The organism is Acinetobacter sp. YH12021, assembly GCF_013420145.1.
GTDB lineage: Bacteria > Pseudomonadota > Gammaproteobacteria > Pseudomonadales > Moraxellaceae > Acinetobacter > Acinetobacter towneri.
Genome location: NZ_VOYT01000002.1, coordinates 52,362 through 74,771, shown reverse-complemented (window position 1 = coordinate 74,771; position 22,410 = coordinate 52,362). Strand labels below are relative to the sequence as shown.

Here is a 22,410-nt window from a genome sequence, read left to right as displayed (position 1 = left end):
TCCTTAGGTAGAAATGAAAAAAAGGATAATGCCGGTCAAAACATTATCCATAAACTGCGCTGTTTTATATATTTTTTGAAGCTGAGAATTAATAACGGAAAGTGACTCCAGCAGAGGCAAGACGACCGCCATTGATATAGTAAATATCTTGACCCCATTGAGATGCTGAAGTTGTTTTATATTCGACATCGCCAATATTCTGAATATTCGTAAATAGTTTAACGTTAGGATTTACATTCCAAAATGCATTTACATCAACAGTAGCATATCCAGAAATGGTGCTATTTTTAGGTCTAGATTTAGCTGAAAGTGATGCACTAATGCCATACACTTCATTTTGTAGTCCTGATGTCAAAGTTAGACTTTGACGTGAGCGACGAGGCAGGTCTTGATCAGTTTTCTTGTCTTTTGGCTGTACATAAGCATATGAAAGATTAGTATATAGTTCTTCTTTTGCCCAATTAAGGTTGAATTCACCACCAGTAAAAGTTGCTTCCTTTACATTGAAATTTTTACCATTCTGCCAAGTAATTAAGTTATCAACTTCATTTCGGTATGCAGATAATCCCATTCTTAAGTGATCTGTAAGTTGTTGGTCGAGCCCAATTTCATATGAAACACTTTCTTCTGGTTTTAACTGTGGGTTTCCACCCCAGCTTAATGCGTATAAGTCATTATTTGTCGGAGCACGGAAAGCAGTCCCAATATTGGTGTAAATACTAGTAGCTGGTAAAATTTGATAACGTGCTGCAGCTTGCCCTACGGTATGAGTACCAAATGTCTCATGATCTTCTACACGGACACCTAATTGGGTGTGTAGTTTTTCAGATTGGTATTGGTGTTGAACAAAATAACCTGTGCTATCAACTTCTTTGTCATAGTCTACACCATAAACACCACTACCTGAAAGAACGTCAGATTTGACATTTTTTGTTGCGATTCCAGCTAAGATATTCTGAGTTGGGCTAAATTTCCATTTGCTATAGAGTTCAGCTTCTTTAGTAGTATTGTAAATAGCATCTTGAGATTCATTTTGCTCAAGATCATCTTTGAATTGTGACAAACGAGCATGCATCGAAATATCATCATTGATATTTAGACGCCCTTTAATATTAATGATTTCATTTTTAAAATCTTGGGTGACATTTTTGACACCAGTGTATGTATCATTGTCAGTGATATATTGAGATTGACCATTATTCTCTGAGTAATCTATAGACGCTGCATATTGTTTCTTTTCTACACTGATTTTTGTACTAAAGCCTTTTTGGTCATAGTTACCTGTTTTTATACTAGGATCTTTCAAATTTGTGACTTGTGTACCATCAGATTCTAAGCGTTGTCCACGAATTTGTGCATAAATACCATTCTCAGCTAAATCCGCACCAATGACAGATTTATAGGTATTGTGCTCACCGATTTCACCAGTTATAAAAGCCTCTGTTTTTTCTGGTGTTTTAGAAACTAACTGAACTACACCACCAATTGCATCTGTGCCGTATAATACAGATGCTGGACCTTTCAATACTTCAATTTGTTTAATATCGGTAGTATCAATAAATGCCAAAGATGCAGATCCTGCAGACCCAGTGTTTAGTCGAACACCATCACGTAATACAAGAGTATGGGTCGAATTTGTTCCACGTGTAAAGATAGATGCAGTTTGACCATAACCACCGTATTGCATCATATCAATAGATGCATCACTCATAAGTAAATGAGGCAATTCAGCAATTGGAGACTGATCGACAATTTGTGGTTCAATAATGGAGATACGTGCAGGCACATCTTTGATTTTTTCTTCAGAACGAGTCGCGGTAATGACTAAAGTGTCTAAAGATGCATTTACAACATTAGAACTGTCTTGTGCAGATACAGACGTAGAGAAACCCATTGCAAGCGCAATTGCGCCCACTAAAGCAGTAGGCTGAAAAAGAGTAGACATGACTTTGCTCCATACATTCACCCCACGTGAATGATTGAGTTAAGGGCACAACAAGCAGGTCTCCGGACTTCAATGTGCCAAGCATCTTCTAATTTATGATTGCTTCGCTATATATCCACCTTCCCATATTGTTCATACAGTGGTGTAAATCATAAGATTTAAATCGATATACGTTTCATGGTTACCGTTGCGGGGGCAGTGTTGGACTTTCACCAACTTCCCTAAAGCTCAAAGCTAGAACTCGTTGCATTTGCGCGAAGTATAAAGTCTGTTCAGCATTTAAACAACGGAAATGTAGAATAATCCGCCTGAACTTCACTCAACCTCTGAAAATTGCATTACAATGATTCGCCCCAATATCTGATTCTGTGAGTGTGAACAGACAATTTTAAAGTCACGCACAGCAAGATCAGCAAAATGAAGATTGAAAATCAGGATTAGAGTCCAAAACGATGCGTACCCGTGCCAAAATTTGCGGAATCACGCGAATTCAAGATATAAACAGTGTTGTGCATGCGGGTGCAGATGCAATTGGCTTGGTGTTTTATCCTCCAAGTCCACGCAATGTGAGCATTGAGCAAGCACAAGGCTTGCTGCAACACATTCCCGCTTATGTGCAAGTGGTTGGTTTATTTGTCAATGCAACGGCAGAAGAAATAGCCGCTGTACTGAAACAAGTACCTTTAGATATTCTGCAATTTCATGGTGATGAAACACCCTTGCAATGTCAGCAAATAGCACAGCAAGTTGGACGTCGATGGTACAAAGCCATTCAGGTCAAACCTGATTTAAATGTGTTAGATGCGATAAAAAGCTATCAACAAGCAGGTGCAAGCGCAGTATTATTAGACGCGTGGCATCCTGAACTCAAAGGTGGAACAGGACACAGTTTTGACTGGTCAAAATTCCCCAAACTCGATATTCCTTTAATTTTGGCGGGTGGTTTAAACCCTGAAAATATTGAAGATGCAATTCAGACGACTCAAGCCTATGCCGTTGATGTCAGTGGCGGAGTTGAGTCTGCAAAAGGTATTAAAGACCAACAACTCATAGAAAACTTCATGCAAGGAGTCCAACGTGGATCAGCAAAGTACAAATCACAATAACTCAGTGATTGACTATACCCAATTCCCAGATGCAAAAGGGCATTTTGGTATCCATGGCGGACGTTTTGTGTCAGAAACGCTGATGGCGGCTTTACAAGATTTAGAGAAATTGTATTTCCGCATGAAAGATGATCCGCAGTTTTTGGCAGAATTCGACCGCGATCTCGCCTACTATGTAGGTCGTCCTAGTCCTTTGTATTATGCTGAGCGATGGTCAAAAGAGTTGGGTGGTGCACAAATTTACTTAAAACGTGAAGATTTGAACCATACTGGCTCACATAAAGTGAACAACACCATTGGTCAGGCACTGTTGGCAAAACTGTCTGGTAAAAAACGCATTATTGCCGAAACAGGTGCAGGTCAGCACGGTGTAGCAACCGCGACCATTGCCGCTCGTTTAGGCTTGGAATGTGTGGTGTTCATGGGTGCAGAAGACGTGAAGCGTCAGGCCATGAACGTGTACCGTATGCGTTTACTTGGTGCAACTGTTGTACCTGTAGAAAGTGGCTCAAAAACCTTAAAAGATGCCATGAACGAAGCCATGCGTGACTGGGTCACCAATGTTGACTCTACATATTACGTGATTGGTACGGTCGCTGGCCCACACCCATATCCACAATTGGTACGTGATTTCCAGTCGATTATTGGTCGTGAAGCGCGTCGCCAAATTCAAGAGCAGGCAGGTCGTTTACCTGATGCATTAGTAGCTTGTGTAGGCGGTGGTTCTAATGCCATGGGCTTGTTCTATCCATTCTTGAACGATGCCGAAGTGAAAATGTACGGTGTCGAAGCTGCAGGTTTAGGCATTGAAACAGGCAAACACTCTGCACCATTGAATGCAGGACACGTGGGCGTATTACACGGTAACCGTACTTATTTAATGTCGGATGCACAAGGTCAGATCATTGAAACCCACTCTATTTCTGCAGGTCTGGATTATCCAGGTGTAGGGCCAGAGCACAGCTTCCTGAAAGATATGCACCGTGTCGATTACGTGCCAATCAATGACCAAGAAGCCTTGCAAGGTTTCCGTGATTTAACCCGCATTGAAGGGATTATTCCTGCTTTAGAAAGCTCGCATGCTATGGCTTATGTAAGCAAGCTTGCACCAACGATGGATAAAGACCAAATCATTATTGCGACTGTTTCAGGTCGTGGTGATAAAGACTTAATGACTGTTGCCCGCATTGATGGCGTGGAAATGGTCGATATGTAAATCGCAAGCTGCTTGAAATAAAGCATGCTACATTTCAATTCAATCGTGCTGAAGCAATTCGGCACGATTTTTTATTTGGAGGATTGAAAAATTCTCGCTACTTTAAACAATCATGCTTAAAAAGCATCAACCTTAAAAGCCATCATGCTTAGGAAATTTGCGTAGGAGTCGGATATGCCCAGTTTATTTATCGTGATGTTAGGCGGGCGTCATGTGCGAGCCAATACTGAAGTGCATGATGTGGTACTTGCGGTAGGCGATTCTTTAGAACAGACCTATCCGCAACTCAAGCAGGCTTGGTTTGCAGAGCCGAAAGGTTTACATATTGACGCATGGGCGCAAATTAATGGTGTTGAGTTTGAAGGTAAATCCTACTATTTAAAATTTACCGATGCACAGCCGAATCAGGCAGAAAACCGACTGTATTTAATTAATTTGGGTGGATATGACCCGCGTGAGTTTGGCGAATTACATCGTTATGTTTTGGTGGTGGCGCAAAATCCAATGGTGGCAAAACAGCGTGGTAAAACCTATTTTGCTAAGCATTGGCAAAAACAACATACCGATCGGGTCTTAGAGGTAGATGATTGTATTGCCATAGATCAGGTGTATGGTCGCTATGTGCAGTTGGTTGAAGGCTCATTTTCAGGCAATCGTTGGGAAAATACCTATCTGACTTTGAATGCTGATGCTTAAATACCTTCAGAATATTGAGGGGAAGATATCTATTAATTTATATTTTGTATATTTAGTGAACGCTCAAGCCTTAAAATAGTAAAACAATCTATGCTTTTATAGTTTTTTGAACAAAATCATAAGCTGCGGGTTTTTTGTACATGCATTTGTAGGCATAATACGACCAAAGATGAATTGTTTTTAGACAATAGGGAATGTCTTCAATGGATTTAATTCAGGCGAATGGACAACCGCATTATGGACGTTTTAGTGAACTTCCCAAAAAAATTGATTATCAGGCTTATCAATATAAATCACCGTATGGTGAAGTATTGTCGGGTTGGCGTAAACGCTTAAAATATAAAAAGTTTAAATTTTGTAGTATTCAGCACGAACACTATACCATTGGGCTTGCGATTGCCGATATTGCTTGGGCAGGGCACGGTTTTGTCTATATTTATAATCACATGACGGGCGAAGTGCAGGAATGGAATGCGATTAATTTTTTATCGCGTAATACGGTTTTAGATGAGCAACCGTTATTTAATCAAAGTTTTTTTGAAAAATCGCCATTTCAAATTGAAATTCAACATGCCAATGGTGTGCGTTATATCCGCGTGACCAAATATGGTGAAATTAAACTCAGTGCGCGGATATTTTGTGCAGGCACAGACCCGCTAAGTATGTGTAGCCCAACAGGTATTAATGGTTGGACTTACACCCAAAAACTGACCACACTCGGCTGTGAAGGCTATTTTGTTAATAAAACAGGACAAACCATTCAATTCCATGAACGCACCTTTGCTTCTTTAGATGATACCTGCGGTTTTTTACGCCCTGAAACAGCATGGTTTTGGTTGTCGTGCAACTTTTGGGATACCGAAGACCGTCGTGTAGGCTTGAATCTGGCTTCTGGTGTGAATGAAAGTTTTGGCAACGAAAACTGTTTGTGGATTAATGGCGTGCTGTATCCCTTAACAGATGTGTTGTTCCAACCTGAGGATGATGGCTCGTGGAGCATTCGCTCACTGGATCATCGTTTGAATTTAACTGTCAGCACAGGTTGGCGCCGTTATGAAAACCTGAATTTGCGTCTAGTCGGCAGTCAGTTCAGCCAATGGCAAGCTAAAATTAGTGGTACTATTCAACAAGACGATACCGAAATTATTTTGTTAAACGAATACGGCTTGCTTGAACAGCATTATGCCAAGTGGTAGGGCAAGTTTTTAACCAAGATTGTACGTCACCATTTGCAGATCATCATGTGACGTCATCTATCACTCACTTGAATCGCCATTGAGTTTTTACATAAACGGCAAAAAAAGGCGCATTATGCAATTTCACTATGCGTTCAGAATTGGCATGATACTGCGAAATATATCAAGGTGAGTTTCACATGGCACAAGGTCTTTTGGCGGGTAAGCGTTTTTTAATTGCTGGTATTGCAAGTAAATTATCTATCGCATTTGGTATTGCAGAAGCATTGCATCGTGAAGGTGCAGAATTAGCATTTACTTATCCGAATGAAAAACTCAAAAAACGTGTTGATGACTTCGCTGCACAATTTGGCTCAAGCATTGTATTGCCTTGCGATGTAGGCGTAGATGCAGAAATTGAGCAAGCTTTTGCTGACTTGGCAAAGCACTGGGATGGTTTGGATGGTTTGGTTCACTCGATTGGTTTTGCGCCTGCGCATACTTTAGATGGTGACTTTACCGATGTTACAGATCGTGATGGTTTCAAAGTTGCGCATGACATTAGTGCTTATAGCTTTATTGCGATGGCACGTGCTGCAAAACCATTATTACAAGCACGCCAAGGTTGCTTATTGACTTTGACTTATCAAGGTTCTGAGCGTGTGATGCCAAACTACAACGTCATGGGTATGGCGAAAGCATCTTTAGAAGCAGGTGTACGCTACTTGGCTTCAAGCTTGGGTGCTGACGGTATTCGCGTGAATGCAATTTCTGCAGGTCCGATTCGTACGCTTGCCGCATCGGGCATTAAATCATTCCGTAAAATGTTAGACCTGAATGAAAAAGTTGCACCTTTAAAACGTAACGTGACCATTGAAGATGTTGGTAATGCGGCATTATTCCTTTGCTCACCATGGGCGAATGGTATTACTGGTGAAATTCTGTATGTCGATGCAGGTTTTAACACGGTTGGTATGAGCGCAGAATTAATGCTAGATGCTGAATAAGCATTGCATCAAGCAGATAAAACCGAAGTTTAGGCTTCGGTTTTTTTATCGCTGCATTTTAAGTAAGAGGTATTTTGCAGATTGCTGTAATTTTATTTTCTTCTTTGACGCATCTGCTGCTATAAATAGATGGGTTGACAATATTTCAAAATAAAACTGGGTTTTAGGTCTTAAAAATGAATGCGGAACAATTGCAAAAAACGTTACATGCCAGTCAATATGCAGAACAAGTCTTGGCAAATCACGAAAGCCTGTTACAGCAGGATTATGCAATTGACCAATTTCTAAAACCGCTGAGCGCAGACTATATTCATCAATTGGTGATTTCGACTTTACAAGACATTCAAGATGAAACCTTGTGGATGAAAACCCTGCGAATTTTACGCGCGCGTTTAATGTTCCGCTGGATTTGGCAAGATGCCAACCAACTCACCGATGTGGTGACGTTGACGCAGGAACTTTCAGACTTTGCTGATATTTGTGTGCAAGTAGCCAAAGATTTTGCGCGGATTCCGTTGGTCGCCAAGCATGGCGAACCGATGGGGTATAACGGTAAAGTCCAAGACCTGATTGTGGTCGCCATGGGTAAACATGGCGCGCAGGAACTGAATTTATCCAGCGACATCGACCTGATTTTTGCCTTTGATGAACAAGGCGAAACCAATGGACGCAAGTGTATTGAAGTGCAGCAATTCTGCATTTTATGGGGACAAAAACTGATCTATCTATTAGATCATATCACCGCCGATGGTTTTGTTTTCCGCGTCGATATGCGTTTACGCCCGTGGGGCGATGGTTCTGCTTTGGCGATTAGCCATGTCGCACTGGAAAAATATTTAAGCCAGCATGGACGCGAATGGGAACGCTATGCTTGGATTAAGGCACGTATTATCACAGGTGGGCAAGAAGGTTATGAACTGCTGGAAATGACCCGACCTTTCGTATTCCGCAAATATGTCGATTACACCGCCTTTGAAGCCATGCGCGAAATGAAAGCCATGATTGAGCGCGAAGTGCAGCGTCGTAATATTGAAGACAATATTAAATTGGGCGCGGGCGGTATTCGTGAAGTTGAATTTATTGTGCAGGTTTTTCAGCTGATTTACGGTGGTTCAAAACTAGAATTACAAGACCGCCAGTGTTTGGTGAGTTTGCGCCATTTGGGCGAAGCTGAATTGCTAGAGCCACAAGCCGTACTGGATTTGGAAGATGCCTATTTATTCCTGCGTCGAGTAGAACATGCCATTCAAGCCTTGAATGATCAGCAAAGCCAAGCTTTACCGACTGAACCTGAGTTACGCGCACGCATTAGCGATACTTTGGGCTTTGCCGATTGGGACAGCTTTATGCAGACCCTAAATGAAAAGCGTGTCAAAGTCATTTATCAGTTTGAGCATTTAATTAAAGAAAATGAACCCGATTCTTTGCTGGAAAATTACAGTCAGCTAGAAAAACAGCTCGATGCGGTACTAGACGATCAAGCGAAAAATTTAGTGCATGAGTTCTGGTATGGACATGCCATTAAAAAACTCACCGCCAAAGCTTTACAGCGTTTAAAAACCTTTTGGCCACACTTGATTGAAGCAGTGTTGCAGTCAGAAAATCCACAAATGGCATTGATGCGTTTAATGCCACTGGTCGAATCTGTTCTGCGTCGTACCGTGTATTTGGTCATGCTGATTGAAAGCAAGGGGGCACTGCAACGCTTGGTAAAAATGGCCACAGTCAGCCCGTGGATTTGTGAAGAATTGACGCAATATCCTGTGTTGTTGGATGAATTTTTATCTATGGATTTTGAATTGCCAAAACGCAGCGATTTGGAAGATTCTTTGCGCCAACAATTGCTGCGCATTGAACTGGATGAAGTTGAAGACCTCATGCGGGTGCTACGTTTATTCAAAAAATCCAACGTATTAACAGTTGCGGCCAGCGATGTACTGGCAGAAAGTCACTTAATGAAAGTGTCAGATGCGTTAACCGATATTGCCGAAGTGACCGCAAATGCAGCCCTACAACTGGCCTATCAGATGATTGTCAAAAAACATGGTTATCCGCTAGACAGTGAAGGGCAGCGCTGTGGTTTGGAGCATAACGCTTTTGCCATTATTGGTTATGGCAAAGTAGGTGGCATCGAACTTGGTTACGGCTCAGATTTAGACGTGGTTTTTATTCACAACATGGATGAACAAGCCGATACTGATGGCATTAAACCGATCAGTGGCTTTGAATTTGCTATGCGGGTGGCACGTAAATTTGTATCTTTAATGACCACGCAAACTTTAGATGGTCGAGTTTATGATGTCGATACCCGTTTACGTCCTTCGGGAGATGCGGGTTTATTGGTGACCAGTTTACGGGCCTTTGAGCAATATCAACTGAAAAGTGCGTGGCTGTGGGAGCATCAGGCTTTAGTGCGTGCGCGCAGTATTGCGGGTGAGCAATGTTTACGTGACAAGTTTGAAGTGTTGCGTTGTCAGATTTTAACCCAGCCGCGAGATGAAGCTTATGTCCGCAGTGAAGTGCTGAAAATGCGTCAAAAAATGAAAGATCATTTGGGTTCATCTAAAGAGCAAAAAAAAGATGGAATTTTTCATTTAAAACAGGATGCAGGTGGTATCGTTGATATCGAATTTATGGCACAGTATGCGGTATTAGCCTGGAGTGGGTCGAATCCTGATCTCGCCCATTATTCCGACAACGTAAGAATCCTTGAAGATGCCGCAAAAACAGGTTGCTTATCCAGCGACGATGCGACAGCATTGATTCAAGCTTATCTCCGTGAACGAGCCGAAAGCCACCGCTTAGCCCTTGCAAATCAATCCATGCAAGTCAATGCTGCGGACTGGTACGATACCCGTGAGGTCGTTTGCAAGTTATGGCAAAGATTAATTGATCCGACTGCAATGTCTGCGTTGGATTAAAATGACTATTGTATAAACATTTGGAGTGTGTGCCATGAATTTGGCTGATCGTGATGGTTTTATTTGGCAAGATGGACAATTGGTTGACTGGCGTGATGCAAAAATTCACGTCTTAACACATACCTTACACTACAGTATGGGTGTGTTTGAGGGTGTCCGCGCTTATGAAACGCCAAACGGAACTGCGATTTTCCGTCTTCAGGACCATACTAAGCGTTTGTTAAACTCTGCAAAAATCTATCAAATGAAAGTACCATTTGATCAAGCAGCTTTAGAACAGGCGCAAATTGATGTGGTACGTGAAAACAAACTTTCATCGTGCTATTTACGTCCATTAATTTGGATTGGTTCTGAAAAACTGGGTATTGCTGCAACCAATAACACCATTCATGCCGCTGTTGCGGCTTGGGGTTGGGGTGCATACTTGGGTGAAGAAGCGATGGCTAAAGGTATTCGCGTTAAAACTTCATCGTTTACGCATCATCATCCAAACGTGACTATGTGTAAAGCCAAAGCTTCTGGTAACTACACTTTGTCTATTCTTGCACACCAAGAAGTAGCGCAAGCAGGCTATGATGAAGCGATGTTGATGGACCCACAAGGTTATGTATGCCAAGGTTCTGGCGAAAACGTATTCTTAATTAAAGATGGCGTTTTACATACACCAGACATCGCAGGCGGTGCTTTAGATGGTATTACGCGTCAAACGGTGATCACCATTGCTAAAGACTTGGGGTATGAAGTAGTTGAACGCCGTATTACGCGTGATGAATTCTACATTGCCGATGAAGCCTTCTTTACAGGTACAGCAGCAGAAGTTACTCCAATTCGTGAATACGATGACCGTGTGATTGGCTGTGGTTCACGTGGCCCAATTACCACTGAAATTCAAAAAACTTTCTTTGACGCAGTTCAAGGCAAGAATGACAAATATGCACATTGGTTGACTTACGTTAAATAAGTCACGCGTGTGTACCTGAGTCAACATGATTGACTCAGGTGTGATGACCCCATTCAGGCAATAGTTTGAATGGGGTTTTATTTTGTCTGCTATTGCGTTATGAGTTAGCTAAACATCTTGCGAGGTTTATCTCTCACGTTACAGATATAGATGAATGATCAACTGTTTCTTCGTTGAGTTGGTGGTGTGCAAATTTGATCTTTTGGATAGATTCAGCCGCCCAAAACATGGCTTTTTTATAGCGAGAGGCAATCCCTGTAATTGGTGAGATTTGATGTTAAAAAACGCTCAGTCTGTTGAATGTGATAGAAGATAGTGAATTAAATACGTGAAAAGTGTAGTAAAAATTAGGCTAAAAACTGAATTTTGACCATTTTTTCAAAAATAAACCTACTTAAAATGTAACAAAAGTTAAAATAAAAATGTTGTTAAAGTTAAATAAAAACAATGTGTTGGTTTAAATGTAAATAAATATATATTTTTCATTATCCCTAGAATTGGTATCACAAGTTTTAGGGAGTGAGCTGCTCCCTAGTTTTTTGCGATGTCATTTAAAACAGTACTTTAATCTCGTAATTTGCTGAAATTCAAAGTTTATTAAAAATTGTGTGAAATGGGGCGTATAGATGGATTTTTGTGAGAAATACCTAAAATGAAGAAACTTGCTAAGGATTGAGTTTCAATAATTCTAACGATATCTCAAGTGAGTGAATGATTAAAAAATGGTTTTTTATAAGAGTTATGGAGAAGTGACATGTCTAAATTTTATTAATTTGCTTTTTTAGACGGTTTGGATGTGCAGCAGATTCAGATAATGGGCTCAGCAGATCAGGTATTCAGCAAACAAGATATTCAGCAGGCAGGTATCCAATATCTGCTTTTTTTATCTATTTAGGGTGAATGACAGCAAACGATTTACATTAAATTTATACATAAAACTATGTGTGCAAAACTAGGTATAGGCGATCATCGAGTTGTTAAAAAAATGACAAATGTGTCACCAAAGCATCATATTACTGCAATGCAGCTGCTCTATGCTAGCAAGCATAAAATAAGAATTGAGCAAAAGGCGATGAGCAATGTATTGGCAAAGCAGAGCAGTAAATTAGAGCGTTACAGCGATGCGTTTAAATTTTACTTCAAACAAGATCAAAAACAAAAAAGCAGTCAGCCTACCTCTGAACTCTCAGACCTCGTCCGCCCACGTTTAAAAATTGCCCTAGTAACAGAAACTTGGCCACCTGAAATTAATGGTGTAGCACGTTCACTGTTGCAGCTTTGCAAAGGATTGCAGGAACTTGGACACAAAATTTTATTGATTCGCCCTGAACAAAAACAAGCCTGCACTCAATTCCAACCGTATCAAGAATGTCTGGTAAAAGCACAAGCCATTCCTAAATATCATAATTTACAATTTGGCTGGCCGCAGTGGTCTAAACTTTCGCAGGCTTTAGATGAGTTTCAACCTGATGTGGTGCATATCGTCACTGAAGGCCCTTTAGGGCTTGCCAGTTTACATATTGCAAAATCAAAAAATATTCCAGTATCAAGTGGTTTTCACTCCGCATTTCAAGATTTTAGCCGTTTTTTCGATTTGGCATTTTTACTCAAGCCAATTCAGCACTATCTAAAATGGTTTCATAACAATACCTCGCTGACGTGTGTGCCAAGTAGCCATACTGAAAAATCATTGCGTCAGTTTGGTGTGCAAGGGCCTTTGGTGGTGGTTGGGCGTGGTGTCGATGTTGAATATTTTTCACCAGATTTTCGTTCTACCCAACTGCGAGCAAGCTGGGGTGCGAGTGAAAATACGCGGGTGATGTTGTATGTAGGGCGTTTATCACCTGAAAAAGAAGTCAATCTTATTATTAATGCCTATCAGCGTATGCCAAAAAATACCGAACAGCCTGTGAAATTGGTGATTGTTGGAGATGGGCCAGACCGTGAACGTTTAGAAGCCATGAACGCTCAGGGAGATATCATTTTTACAGGTAGTTTAAGTGGCACAGCACTTGCACAAGCCTATGCCAGTGCCGATGTGTTTGCTTTTGCCAGTCAGGTCGAAACCTTTGGCAATGTCGTGTTAGAAGCTATGGCCAGTGGCTTGCCTGTCATTGCTTATGACTATGCTTGCGCACGTTTACATCTAAAACCGAATGAAACAGGCTGGTTGAGTTCACTTGGTCAGCCAGAAGATTTGGTCGGTCATATCCACCGACTTCCCGATCTTACAACCCTTAGACAGATGGGCGAACACGCCCGCAAAGCGACTTTAAATATTGGCTGGCAGTATCCAGTCCAACAATTTGAGCAGGCGTTATATCTGGTGGCGAAGGAGCTACACATGCCATCTTAGCTATACGCCAAAGAGGAGAGAACTGATGAAGTTTAAAAATGCAAAAATAAGAATGCTGGATCTCGACTTAAAAGGCTGTTTGTATCTTAACCATTTTTCCCACTCTCAGCGGGTGGCACAATTTTTTAAAGTTATTAGCCGTTTGGGCGATGGTGTGTTCTGGTATGTCATGCTCGCAAGTGCATGGATGATGCAGGGCATTGGTTATAGTTTACAAATTATTTATCTGTTGTTAGGCGGATCTGTCGGCACAGGTATTTATAAATATTTAAAACAAAAAACCGTCCGTCCACGTCCGTATCAGGTACACCAAGTGATCCGTTTGGGTGAACGTCCCTTAGATCATTTTAGCTTCCCATCAGGTCACACTTTGCATGCAGTCATGACCACAACGGTTTTGGGTTATATCCAGCCAGTATTGTTGATGTTGATGTTGCCCTTTACGATTTTGGTGGCCGTTTCCCGTATGATTTTAGGCTTGCACTATCCGAGTGATGTGGCAGTCGGGGCGATGATTGGCGGTTCAGTGGCGAGTGCGATTATTTTGGCTGCACCTTATGTAAATATTGTTTTATAAGCTTGGATAAAACCAAATCGAAAATTCAGTGCAGTAATGGCAGGCAGCCCATGCGAAATTTGTTAAAGTAGTCGCTGTCTTGACTAGAATAGGGAATACACATGGGTTTACGTTGGACGGACAGCATCGACATTGCCATTGAGTTATATGAGGCGCATCCCGATGTCGATCCGCAATGGATTCGTTTTACCGATTTGCACGCTTGGGTCTGTGCTTTGCCAGAGTTTCAAGATGATCCCGAAAAATCGACTGAAGGCATCTTAGAAGCCATTCAAATGGCGTGGATTGACGAAGCACGTTAATCTAGCGGTGTGAAGCAAGATTGATTTGCCGATCAAGGTCCTGCACAATGCGCTTCATATCGAAAAAAGCAATTTTTTTACACATCAAAAGCAGAAAATAGCCCATTATTCGGTATAATGCGGCAAAATTTTCGCGTCAACATTGACTTAAGGAGCCAATCATGGCTATTGAACGTACTTTATCTATCGTAAAACCAGATGCTGTTGCTAAAAACCACATCGGTGACATCTTTGCTCGTTTCGAAAAAGCTGGTCTTAAAATCGTTGCGACTAAAATGAAACACCTTTCTCAAGCTGAAGCTGAAGGCTTCTACGCTGAGCACAAAGAACGTGGTTTCTTTGGTGACCTAGTTGCGTTCATGACTTCTGGTCCAGTCGTTGTTTCAGTTCTTGAAGGTGAAAACGCAGTTCTTGCTCACCGTGAAATTTTAGGTGCAACAAACCCTAAAGAAGCTGCACCTGGTACAATCCGTGCAGATTTCGCTGTAAGCATCGATGAAAACGCTGCTCACGGTTCAGACTCAGTTGCATCTGCAGAGCGTGAAGTAAACTACTTCTTTGCTCAAACTGAAGTTTGCCCACGTACTCGTTAATACGCAGTATTCAAACCAGATAAGTGTTATTATGCTTATCTGGTTTTTTATTCTCCGATTTTTATTTTCTGAATAAACCTTTGCTCACCTCTTGAGCTTCTCCTTTCATCTTTAGACATGGTTTAGGTATACACACATGAGTACAGAAGTCCTCGCTGCATCTGCAACAGATGTTCAGCAAGCATCTGCGTCCGCTCCTGCACAGTCTGCGACTGCAGAGAAAGTGAATCTCCTTGGCATGTCACGTCCACAAATGGAAAAATTCTTTGAAGATTTAGGCGAGAAGAAATTCCGTGCAGGGCAGGTGATGAAATGGATTCACCAGTTTTTTGTTACAGATTTTGCTGAAATGACCAATATTTCAGGCAAGTTACGTGAAAAACTGGAAAAGATTTGTGAAATTAAAGCGCCTGAAGTGGTGCATAAAAATTATTCTAAAGACGGTACTCGTAAGTGGGTATTCCGTGTCGGTGATGGTGAAGGCTCATTGGTCGAAACCGTTCTGATTCCTGCCGAAGACAAAACTGGCTCACGTAAAACCCTGTGTATTTCATCGCAAGTAGGTTGTGCACTGGACTGTTCATTTTGTTCTACGGGTAAACAAGGTTTTCAGCGTGACCTAACCCAAGCCGAAATTATTGGTCAGTTGTGGATGGCAAACTATTCCTATATGGAAGATGTGCCTGTGATTGAACGTGAGCGTTCTGTGACCAACGTGGTGATGATGGGTATGGGCGAACCGTTGTTGAATTACGATGCCGTCTTGAACGCCATGCGCATTATGCTAGATGACTTTGCTTATGGCATGTCTAAGCGTCGTGTGACTTTATCGACTTCGGGTGTTGTACCTAAAATTGACCAATTGGCACAAGATATTGATGTGGCTTTGGCAATTTCTTTGCACGCCACCAATAACGAACTGCGTGATGAACTTGTTCCAATCAATAAAAAATATCCATTGGAACAATTAATCGCAGCTTGTCAGCGTTATATTGGCAAAGATGGCAACGAAAGTGCGCGTAAACACGTGACCATTGAATATGTCATGTTAGATGGTGTAAATGACCATCCTGAACATGCGCAGCAAATGATTAAGCTACTCAAGAACCTGCCAAGCAAGATTAATTTGATTCCATTTAACCCATTTCCGCACGCGCCGTATGGACGTTCAAGCCGAAATCGAATTATTTCTTTCCAAAAAACTTTGTCTGATGCAGGTTTTGTGTGTACGATTCGTCAGACACGTGGTGATGATATTGATGCTGCGTGTGGGCAATTGGTCGGACAAGTGGCAGACCGCACCCGCCGTGCCGAACAGTGGAAAAAGAAAGTTGCAGCGCAAAATGAAATCATACGCTCGCAAGGATAATGACTTGTATAGATAACTAACTTGCATCGAACGAAGACGCAAAGGGGATGTCCATTGAATAAGCCTGTATTTAAAATCGCACAAATTACAACTGTTTGTATTTCGGCAATTTTTGCTGCAGCTTGTCAAACCACAGCTCCAACCTTAGGGCAAAAAGACCCTGAAAAAGCGGTGCAAGTACGTACGCAGTTGGCAGCAGAATACTTAAAAAATGGCGATTTAGACTCAGCCAAACGCGCACTTGATCAAGCTTTGGAAAGCGATTCACGTGATTCCACCGCTAATATGATGATGGGCGTGTTGCTGCAACAAGAAGGCAGCAAGCTGAATTTAGAAAAAGCCGATGCGTATTTTAAGCGTGCCATTGCCGCTGACCCAAAAAATGCACAAGCGCGTAACAACTATGGTACGTATTTATATCAAGTAGAACGCTATAATGATGCGATTGAGCAGCTCAGTATTGCAGGTGCAACACTGGGTTATGATCAACGCTTTAGAGCATTGGAAAATGTAGGTCGTATTTACTTGAAATTAGGCGATATAGAGAATGCCGAAAAGTCATTCAAACAAGCCTTGCAAGCCAATCGCGATTCTTATGTTTCAATGTTAGAGTTGTCGGAAATTTTATATTTAAGACAACAATTTGCACCCGCGCGACAATTGTATGAACAATTTGTACGTGCTGTGGGGCAAAAAAATCAGGGTGCGCGTGCCTTATGGATTGGGATTCGTTTAGCACGTGCCAATGGCGATCAATTGGGAACTCAGGTTTTAGTGAACCAGCTGCGTGCATTATTTCCCAATAGCCAAGAATACCAACGTTATTTGCAATTACAGTACAGTACTGAGGCCGTATGGAAGTAAATCCTAATTCACCGCAACCCACACAGGGGACAACGCCTGTACCCCATGCATTAGGAAATGTTCAACGTCCAGGTGAGTACCTTCGTCAAATTCGCGTCAATCAAAAACGCGAACTGGATGATGTTTCAAAAGATTTGAAAATTCCATTAAAAACGCTGATAGCGCTAGAGCAAGACGAATATACCGCTTTGCCTGAAGCGACCTTTATTAAAGGTTATTATCGTACCTATGCCAAATATTTACAGGTCGATGCTTCAGCCATTATTCAGCGTTTTGATGAAATTTATGCCAACGATACAGGGTTGTTGCCAAATCACGCCTTGAACAATTCACCCATCAAAATTATGGGAAAACTGCCAGGCTCTAACCGCGATCGCAATAAAAAGTGGCTCACACGTATCGCTGTGATTGTGGCGGTATTGCTGTTGTTGTGGGCATTGGTCGCGCTAATTCAAAACTGGATGTCGTCTGGTCAAGAGGGTGCAGAACCTGAAATTGCAGTACTGCAATCCGATGTGCAAATCATTTCTGACAATGCGACAGGCAGCACGCCTGCACTTGCTTCGGGCGATCAGCTGAATTTGCAATTTGCTCGTCCAACTTCAGTGCATATTGTTGACTCTGCTGGCAATGTTTTAGCGACAGGACGTCAAGCCTCTACTTTAAATTTACAAGGCGAAGCCCCATTTCAAATTCGCTTAGATGATGCGACTGCTGTGTCATTAAGTTTGAACAATGAGTCGATTTCATTATCGCCATATACTGTGAACGGAAAAGCAGAATTCCGTTTATCTCGATAATGCAGCAAGGTAGAGCGATATCATGATTGTAAATCCAATTCAACGCCGTCCGACCCGTAAAATTCGTGTGGGTTCTGTCTATGTGGGTGGTGATGCGCCCATTAGCATCCAAAGTATGACCAATACGGAAACCTGCGATGTTGCTGCAACCGTGGCGCAAATTCAGCGTTGTGTAGATGCGGGCGTAGACATCATGCGTGTTTCTGTACCGACCATGGAAGCCGCAGCTGCATTTGGTGAAATTCGAAAGCAAGTATCTGTGCCGTTGGTGGCAGACATTCACTTTGACTATAAAATTGCGTTGGCAGTTGCTGATGCGGGTGCAGACTGTTTGCGGATTAACCCGGGTAATATTGGTTCGGAAGCTAAAATTCGTGAAGTCGTAGCTGCTGCCAAACATCATGATATTTCTATGCGGATTGGTGTGAATGCGGGATCGCTAGAAAAAGATATTCAGAAAAAATATGGCGAGCCGACAGGCGCAGCATTGCTAGAATCTGCCATGCGTCATATTGATATTTTAGACCGTCTAGATTTTCAGGAATTTAAAGTTTCAGTCAAAGCATCGAATGTGTTTTTAACCATGGATGCTTATCGTTTGTTATCACAACAAATTGATAATCCATTACATTTGGGCGTAACTGAAGCAGGTATTTACCGTACAGGTACCGTAAAATCTGCAATTGCTTTGGGCGGTCTGCTCATGGAAGGCATTGGCGATACCATGCGTATTTCACTTGCGGCAGAACCTGAAGATGAAGTTAAAATCGGTTTTGATATTCTAAAATCTTTAGGTTTACGCTCTAACGGGATTAACTTTATTGCCTGCCCAAGCTGTTCACGTCAGGAATTTAACGTCATTTCTGTAATGCAGGCATTGGAGGAGCGTTTGGAAGATATTCGTACTCCAATGGATGTATCGGTCATTGGTTGTAAAGTGAATGGCCCGGGCGAAGCTAAAGAAGCTGATATTGGTGTGGTGGGCGCAAGTCCGCGTTCATTGGTTTATCGTAATGGTGAAAAGAGCCATTTAATTGATACCAATCAACTCGTTGATGAAATCGAAAGCATGGTTCGTCAGCGTGTTACAGAGCTTGAACAAGCTAAATCTAAAGAGATTATTCGTACAAATTTTTCTGAGTAAGTCATGAGTTCAATTGTTGCAATTAAAGGTTTTAATGACATTCTTCCAACGCAAACACCTGCGTGGAGACGTCTAGAGCAACATTTAGCATCTTTAATGGATGCTTATGGTTATCAACAAATTCGTTTGCCAATGGTTGAGCAAACCAATTTGTTTAAGCGTTCAATTGGTGATGCGACCGATATTGTTGAAAAAGAAATGTACACATTCTTAGACAAGGGTAATCCGCCTGAGTCTTTGACTTTGCGTCCTGAAGGAACTGCGGGTTGTGTACGTGCCATGTTAGAGCACAATTTGCTACGTGGTGCGACACCGCGCGTGTGGTATATCGGCCCAATGTTTCGTTATGAAAAACCGCAAAAAGGTCGTTATCGTCAATTCCACCAATTTGGTGTAGAAACTTTTGGCGTTGCAACACCAGATATGGATGCCGAACTTATTTTAATGACTGCGCGTTTATGGAAACGTATGGGCGTTGCCGATAAAGTTCGCTTAGAGTTGAATACGCTGGGTGAGTCGGATGAGCGCGTAGCGTATCGTGCCGCTTTGGTTGAGTTTTTGGAAGCGCACAAAGCCGATTTAGACGAAGATTCACAGCGTCGTTTAAGTACTAACCCACTGCGTATTTTGGACTCGAAAGATGCTAAAACGCAAAGCATCCTAGAAAATGCTCCAAAATTGCATGATTTTATGGGTGAAGATACGCTGAATCACTTTGCCCAATTACAGCAGTATTTAACCGATGCAGGCATTGAGTTTGTGATTAATCAAAAACTGGTACGTGGTTTAGATTATTACAATAAAACCGTTTTTGAATGGACAACCACGCATTTAGGTTCGCAAGGCACAGTTTGTGCAGGCGGGCGCTATGATGGTTTGGTTGGGCAGTTGAAGGGTAAGGCAGATCAGTCCGTACCTGCCGTGGGCTTCGCCATGGGCATTGAGCGTTTATTGTTGTTGCTTGAGCAAGTCGAAGACAATACGCCTGTACGTGATTGTGAAGTATTCTTGTTGGCAGATCCAACAACTCAAGGCAAGGCGTTGGTTTTAGCTGAGCAAATTCGTGACCAATTCGAACAAGCGGGCAGCCAGATTCGCTTAAAAGTTGGTTCACAAGGCTCAATGAAAAGCCAAATGAAAAAAGCCGATCAATCAGGTGCAATCTATGCCTTGATTTTTGGTGAGCGCGAAGCGGAAGCACAGCAATTGGCAGTGAAAACCTTGGCAACTGCTGAGCAAACGACTGTTGCAGTGACCAAAATTGTGCCTTTCATCATTGAAAAATTTTCTTCACAATAAGCCAAATAACATAAGGAAAAGGGTAATCCAATGAGCGCATTGAGTGATGACGAACAACTTGATAGTTTAAAATCGTTTGCGAAAAAATATGGTTCAGCCATGATTAGCGGGATTTTAATTGCGTTGATTGCCTTTTTCGGATGGCAATATTGGCAGAAAAAAACCTTGGCAGAGCAGCAAATGAATACTGCTAAAGTGCAACAACTGATGGATGATGCACGTACAGCAGAAGGCAATCCAGATGCCTTCAGTCAATTGTCTGCAACTGCCGATAAAATTGTGAAAGAAGCCCCTGATTCTGCGCAAGCTATTCAAACTCAATTCTTAATGGCTAAACTCGCTTACGATCAGCAAGATTTTGCTGCCGCAGAAAAAGCCTTAAAGAAAGTTGAAAACTCTAAAGTAAAAGATCAAGGCTTAGTGCAATTGGTTAAGTTGCGTTTGGCTTATGCACAGTTGGCGCAAAAGAAATACGATGAAGCTATTCAAAGTTTGGCCGCGGTGACTGATCCTGCATTTAAAGCGACTGCAGATGAAGCGCGTGGCGATGTTTATGTCGCGAAAAATGACCGTGAAAATGCCAAAAAAGCCTATCAAAGTGCATGGGATACTTTGGTGGAACGTAAACAAGAACGTCAAATTTTACAAATAAAACTCGAAAGTGTTGGTGTTTTGGTGGATGATCCTGAAATTGAACGCCCAGTATTAGACACACAAGTGGATGAGAGCTAATGAATAGAAAGTATAAAATACCGTTTGCACTGACCGTTTTAACCCTCGCTTTGGCGGGGTGTTCTACCAATAAAATTAAAGTTGCAGAAGTTAAGCCAAATCCACTGCCAAAACTTGAGCAAGCACAAAGTCTAGTTCCTGTATTTTCACAAAGCGTTGCATCGACTACATCAGCCGATCCACTACGCCTGCAATTAGATGCCGAAAACGGGGTAATTTATACTGTTGATCCTAAAGGTGAGATGGCAGCCTATCAAGGCAAGCAACGTCTTTGGCAAAAACAAGTGTCTAAGCAAGGCTTAACTGCAGGTGTCAATGCTGCTGATGGCATTGTGGTTGCAGGAAACAGTAAAGGACAATTGTTTGCTTTAGATCAGCAAACAGGTGAGCAAAAGTGGGTTGCACAGTTAACAGGTGCAATTCTTGCGCCATCGTTAATTCAGGCGGGTCGTGTGGTGACTGTAAGTAATGACGGCACGGTATATGCACACAATGCCGAAACAGGTCAGTTGGTGTGGACTTACAACTTGCCAAACGTGCAATTTAGTTTGCGTGGTATGGCTGCACCTGTGGCGCTCGATTCACGTACTGTACTGATTGCTTCTGCAAATGCCTATGTCTATGCACTGGATATTGTTACAGGCGTACCACGTATGCAGCGTCGTGTTGCTATTAGTGAAGGCCGTTCAGATATTCAACGCTTAAATGATATTGATGGCGACCCTGTGGTTGCAGGTCAATTCTTAGTGACCACAAGCTATCAAGGTCAGGTCACCGTATTGGACTTAGCTTCACAACAAGTGATTTGGAGTGAAGACGCAAGCAGTACCAAACGCCCAGAAGTTGCGGGGAATGGTGTATTTGTCAGCACTGCAGATGGCAAAATTGCAGCTTACGAAATCACATCAGGACAAGCACTTTGGGAAAATGACAGTTTGCTCAACCGTCGTTTATCTAATCCTGTATTGTTTGGACAATATTTAGTGGTCGGTGATTTAGATGGTGTTTTACACCTCATTGATCCAAGCTCAGGGCAACTGGTTGGACGTTCAAAAACCAATGGCGAAGTCCGTTCATTGCGTGTAATTGACAATCAACTCTATGTCGCAACGCAAAAGGGCGCATTAAGCGTTTGGCAGAACCGCTAATTTTGTTCTGACTTTTATGCTAAAATAGTTGTCCGTATTTTTACGCGGGGTAATTGAATCATCAATGCCCCGTGTTTTTATTTAATAGAGTGGTCGATGTTCTCTCTGTCGTTTGCGTGGTCGCAACGCTGAACCCAACATCCATACTCTGTTCTTTCTTCCACAGTTTCGGATGTACAGACCATTGAAACTGACTGAT

19 protein-coding genes and 1 riboswitch are annotated in these 22,410 nt (G+C 42.1%); of the genes, 18 read left to right on the top strand and 1 reads right to left on the bottom strand.

What is annotated here, in order from left to right; genetic code table 11:
• Positions 1–88 precede the first annotated feature (88 nt).
• Positions 89–1,945, bottom strand: coding sequence for a TonB-dependent siderophore receptor (locus FTT91_RS02735; RefSeq protein WP_180168926.1), 1,857 nt, complete (start codon positions 1,943–1,945; stop codon positions 89–91).
• A gap of 35 nt (positions 1,946–1,980) precedes the next feature.
• Positions 1,981–2,205: riboswitch (cobalamin riboswitch) on the bottom strand.
• 192 nt (positions 2,206–2,397) lie between these two features.
• Here FTT91_RS02735 and FTT91_RS02730 point away from each other — a divergent pair.
• The 18 genes from FTT91_RS02730 to bamB all read left to right on the top strand — a co-directional run bounded on the left by FTT91_RS02730 (position 2,398) and on the right by bamB (position 22,211).
• Positions 2,398–3,051: a phosphoribosylanthranilate isomerase gene (locus FTT91_RS02730; protein ID WP_004975062.1), complete on the top strand. Its 654-nt coding sequence runs from the start codon at positions 2,398–2,400 to the stop codon at positions 3,049–3,051.
• Positions 3,023–4,267, top strand: a complete 1,245-nt coding sequence (gene trpB / locus FTT91_RS02725; RefSeq protein WP_004975067.1) for a tryptophan synthase subunit beta — start codon at positions 3,023–3,025, stop codon at positions 4,265–4,267. Before FTT91_RS02730 ends, trpB begins: the two co-directional genes overlap by 29 nt.
• A gap of 174 nt (positions 4,268–4,441) precedes the next feature.
• On the top strand, positions 4,442–4,963 hold the full coding sequence (locus FTT91_RS02720; RefSeq protein WP_180112626.1) for a DUF1543 domain-containing protein: 522 nt from the start codon (positions 4,442–4,444) through the stop codon (positions 4,961–4,963).
• Between the two features lie 203 nt (positions 4,964–5,166).
• The gene (locus tag FTT91_RS02715) at positions 5,167–6,159 is read left to right on the top strand and encodes a DUF2804 domain-containing protein (RefSeq protein ID WP_004975070.1); all 993 of its coding nucleotides are present in this window, start codon (positions 5,167–5,169) and stop codon (positions 6,157–6,159) included.
• Between the two features lie 179 nt (positions 6,160–6,338).
• Entirely contained in the window at positions 6,339–7,145 is an 807-nt protein-coding gene (locus tag FTT91_RS02710) for an enoyl-ACP reductase (protein ID WP_004975071.1), read from the top strand.
• A 176-nt stretch (positions 7,146–7,321) separates the two neighbouring features.
• Positions 7,322–10,066, top strand: coding sequence for a bifunctional [glutamate--ammonia ligase]-adenylyl-L-tyrosine phosphorylase/[glutamate--ammonia-ligase] adenylyltransferase (gene glnE, locus FTT91_RS02705; protein ID WP_096901524.1), 2,745 nt, complete (start codon positions 7,322–7,324; stop codon positions 10,064–10,066).
• A 34-nt stretch (positions 10,067–10,100) separates the two neighbouring features.
• Positions 10,101–11,027, top strand: a complete 927-nt coding sequence (locus FTT91_RS02700) for a branched-chain amino acid transaminase (RefSeq protein ID WP_004975074.1) — start codon at positions 10,101–10,103, stop codon at positions 11,025–11,027.
• A gap of 1,072 nt (positions 11,028–12,099) precedes the next feature.
• A complete protein-coding gene (locus FTT91_RS02695) occupies positions 12,100–13,383 on the top strand; it encodes a glycosyltransferase family 1 protein (RefSeq protein ID WP_180168925.1) in 1,284 nt (427 codons plus the stop codon).
• A 25-nt stretch (positions 13,384–13,408) separates the two neighbouring features.
• On the top strand, positions 13,409–13,960 hold the full coding sequence (locus FTT91_RS02690; RefSeq protein ID WP_004975087.1) for a phosphatase PAP2 family protein: 552 nt from the start codon (positions 13,409–13,411) through the stop codon (positions 13,958–13,960).
• A 101-nt stretch (positions 13,961–14,061) separates the two neighbouring features.
• Complete coding sequence (iscX, locus tag FTT91_RS02685) at positions 14,062–14,262, top strand: Fe-S cluster assembly protein IscX (protein ID WP_004975089.1); 201 nt, start codon at positions 14,062–14,064, stop codon at positions 14,260–14,262.
• A gap of 161 nt (positions 14,263–14,423) precedes the next feature.
• Positions 14,424–14,855 (top strand): nucleoside-diphosphate kinase, encoded by a 432-nt coding sequence (ndk, locus tag FTT91_RS02680; protein ID WP_004975092.1) that lies wholly within the window; start codon positions 14,424–14,426, stop codon positions 14,853–14,855.
• Positions 14,856–14,991: 136 nt separating this feature from the next.
• A complete protein-coding gene (gene rlmN, locus FTT91_RS02675) occupies positions 14,992–16,224 on the top strand; it encodes a 23S rRNA (adenine(2503)-C(2))-methyltransferase RlmN (protein ID WP_004975094.1) in 1,233 nt (410 codons plus the stop codon).
• A gap of 75 nt (positions 16,225–16,299) precedes the next feature.
• Complete coding sequence (gene pilW / locus FTT91_RS02670; protein WP_371971077.1) at positions 16,300–17,088, top strand: type IV pilus biogenesis/stability protein PilW; 789 nt, start codon at positions 16,300–16,302, stop codon at positions 17,086–17,088.
• Positions 17,079–17,888: a helix-turn-helix domain-containing protein gene (locus tag FTT91_RS02665; RefSeq protein ID WP_179995991.1), complete on the top strand. Its 810-nt coding sequence runs from the start codon at positions 17,079–17,081 to the stop codon at positions 17,886–17,888. The genes pilW and FTT91_RS02665 overlap by 10 nt, the downstream gene beginning before the upstream one ends.
• A 22-nt stretch (positions 17,889–17,910) precedes the next feature.
• Complete coding sequence (gene ispG / locus FTT91_RS02660; protein ID WP_004975100.1) at positions 17,911–19,032, top strand: flavodoxin-dependent (E)-4-hydroxy-3-methylbut-2-enyl-diphosphate synthase; 1,122 nt, start codon at positions 17,911–17,913, stop codon at positions 19,030–19,032.
• A gap of 3 nt (positions 19,033–19,035) precedes the next feature.
• Positions 19,036–20,331 (top strand): histidine--tRNA ligase, encoded by a 1,296-nt coding sequence (hisS, locus tag FTT91_RS02655; protein WP_180168924.1) that lies wholly within the window; start codon positions 19,036–19,038, stop codon positions 20,329–20,331.
• Between the two features lie 30 nt (positions 20,332–20,361).
• A complete protein-coding gene (locus FTT91_RS02650; protein ID WP_178318747.1) occupies positions 20,362–21,063 on the top strand; it encodes a tetratricopeptide repeat protein in 702 nt (233 codons plus the stop codon).
• The gene (gene bamB / locus FTT91_RS02645; protein WP_180168923.1) at positions 21,063–22,211 is read left to right on the top strand and encodes an outer membrane protein assembly factor BamB; all 1,149 of its coding nucleotides are present in this window, start codon (positions 21,063–21,065) and stop codon (positions 22,209–22,211) included. The genes FTT91_RS02650 and bamB overlap by 1 nt, the downstream gene beginning before the upstream one ends.
• Positions 22,212–22,410 lie beyond the last annotated feature (199 nt).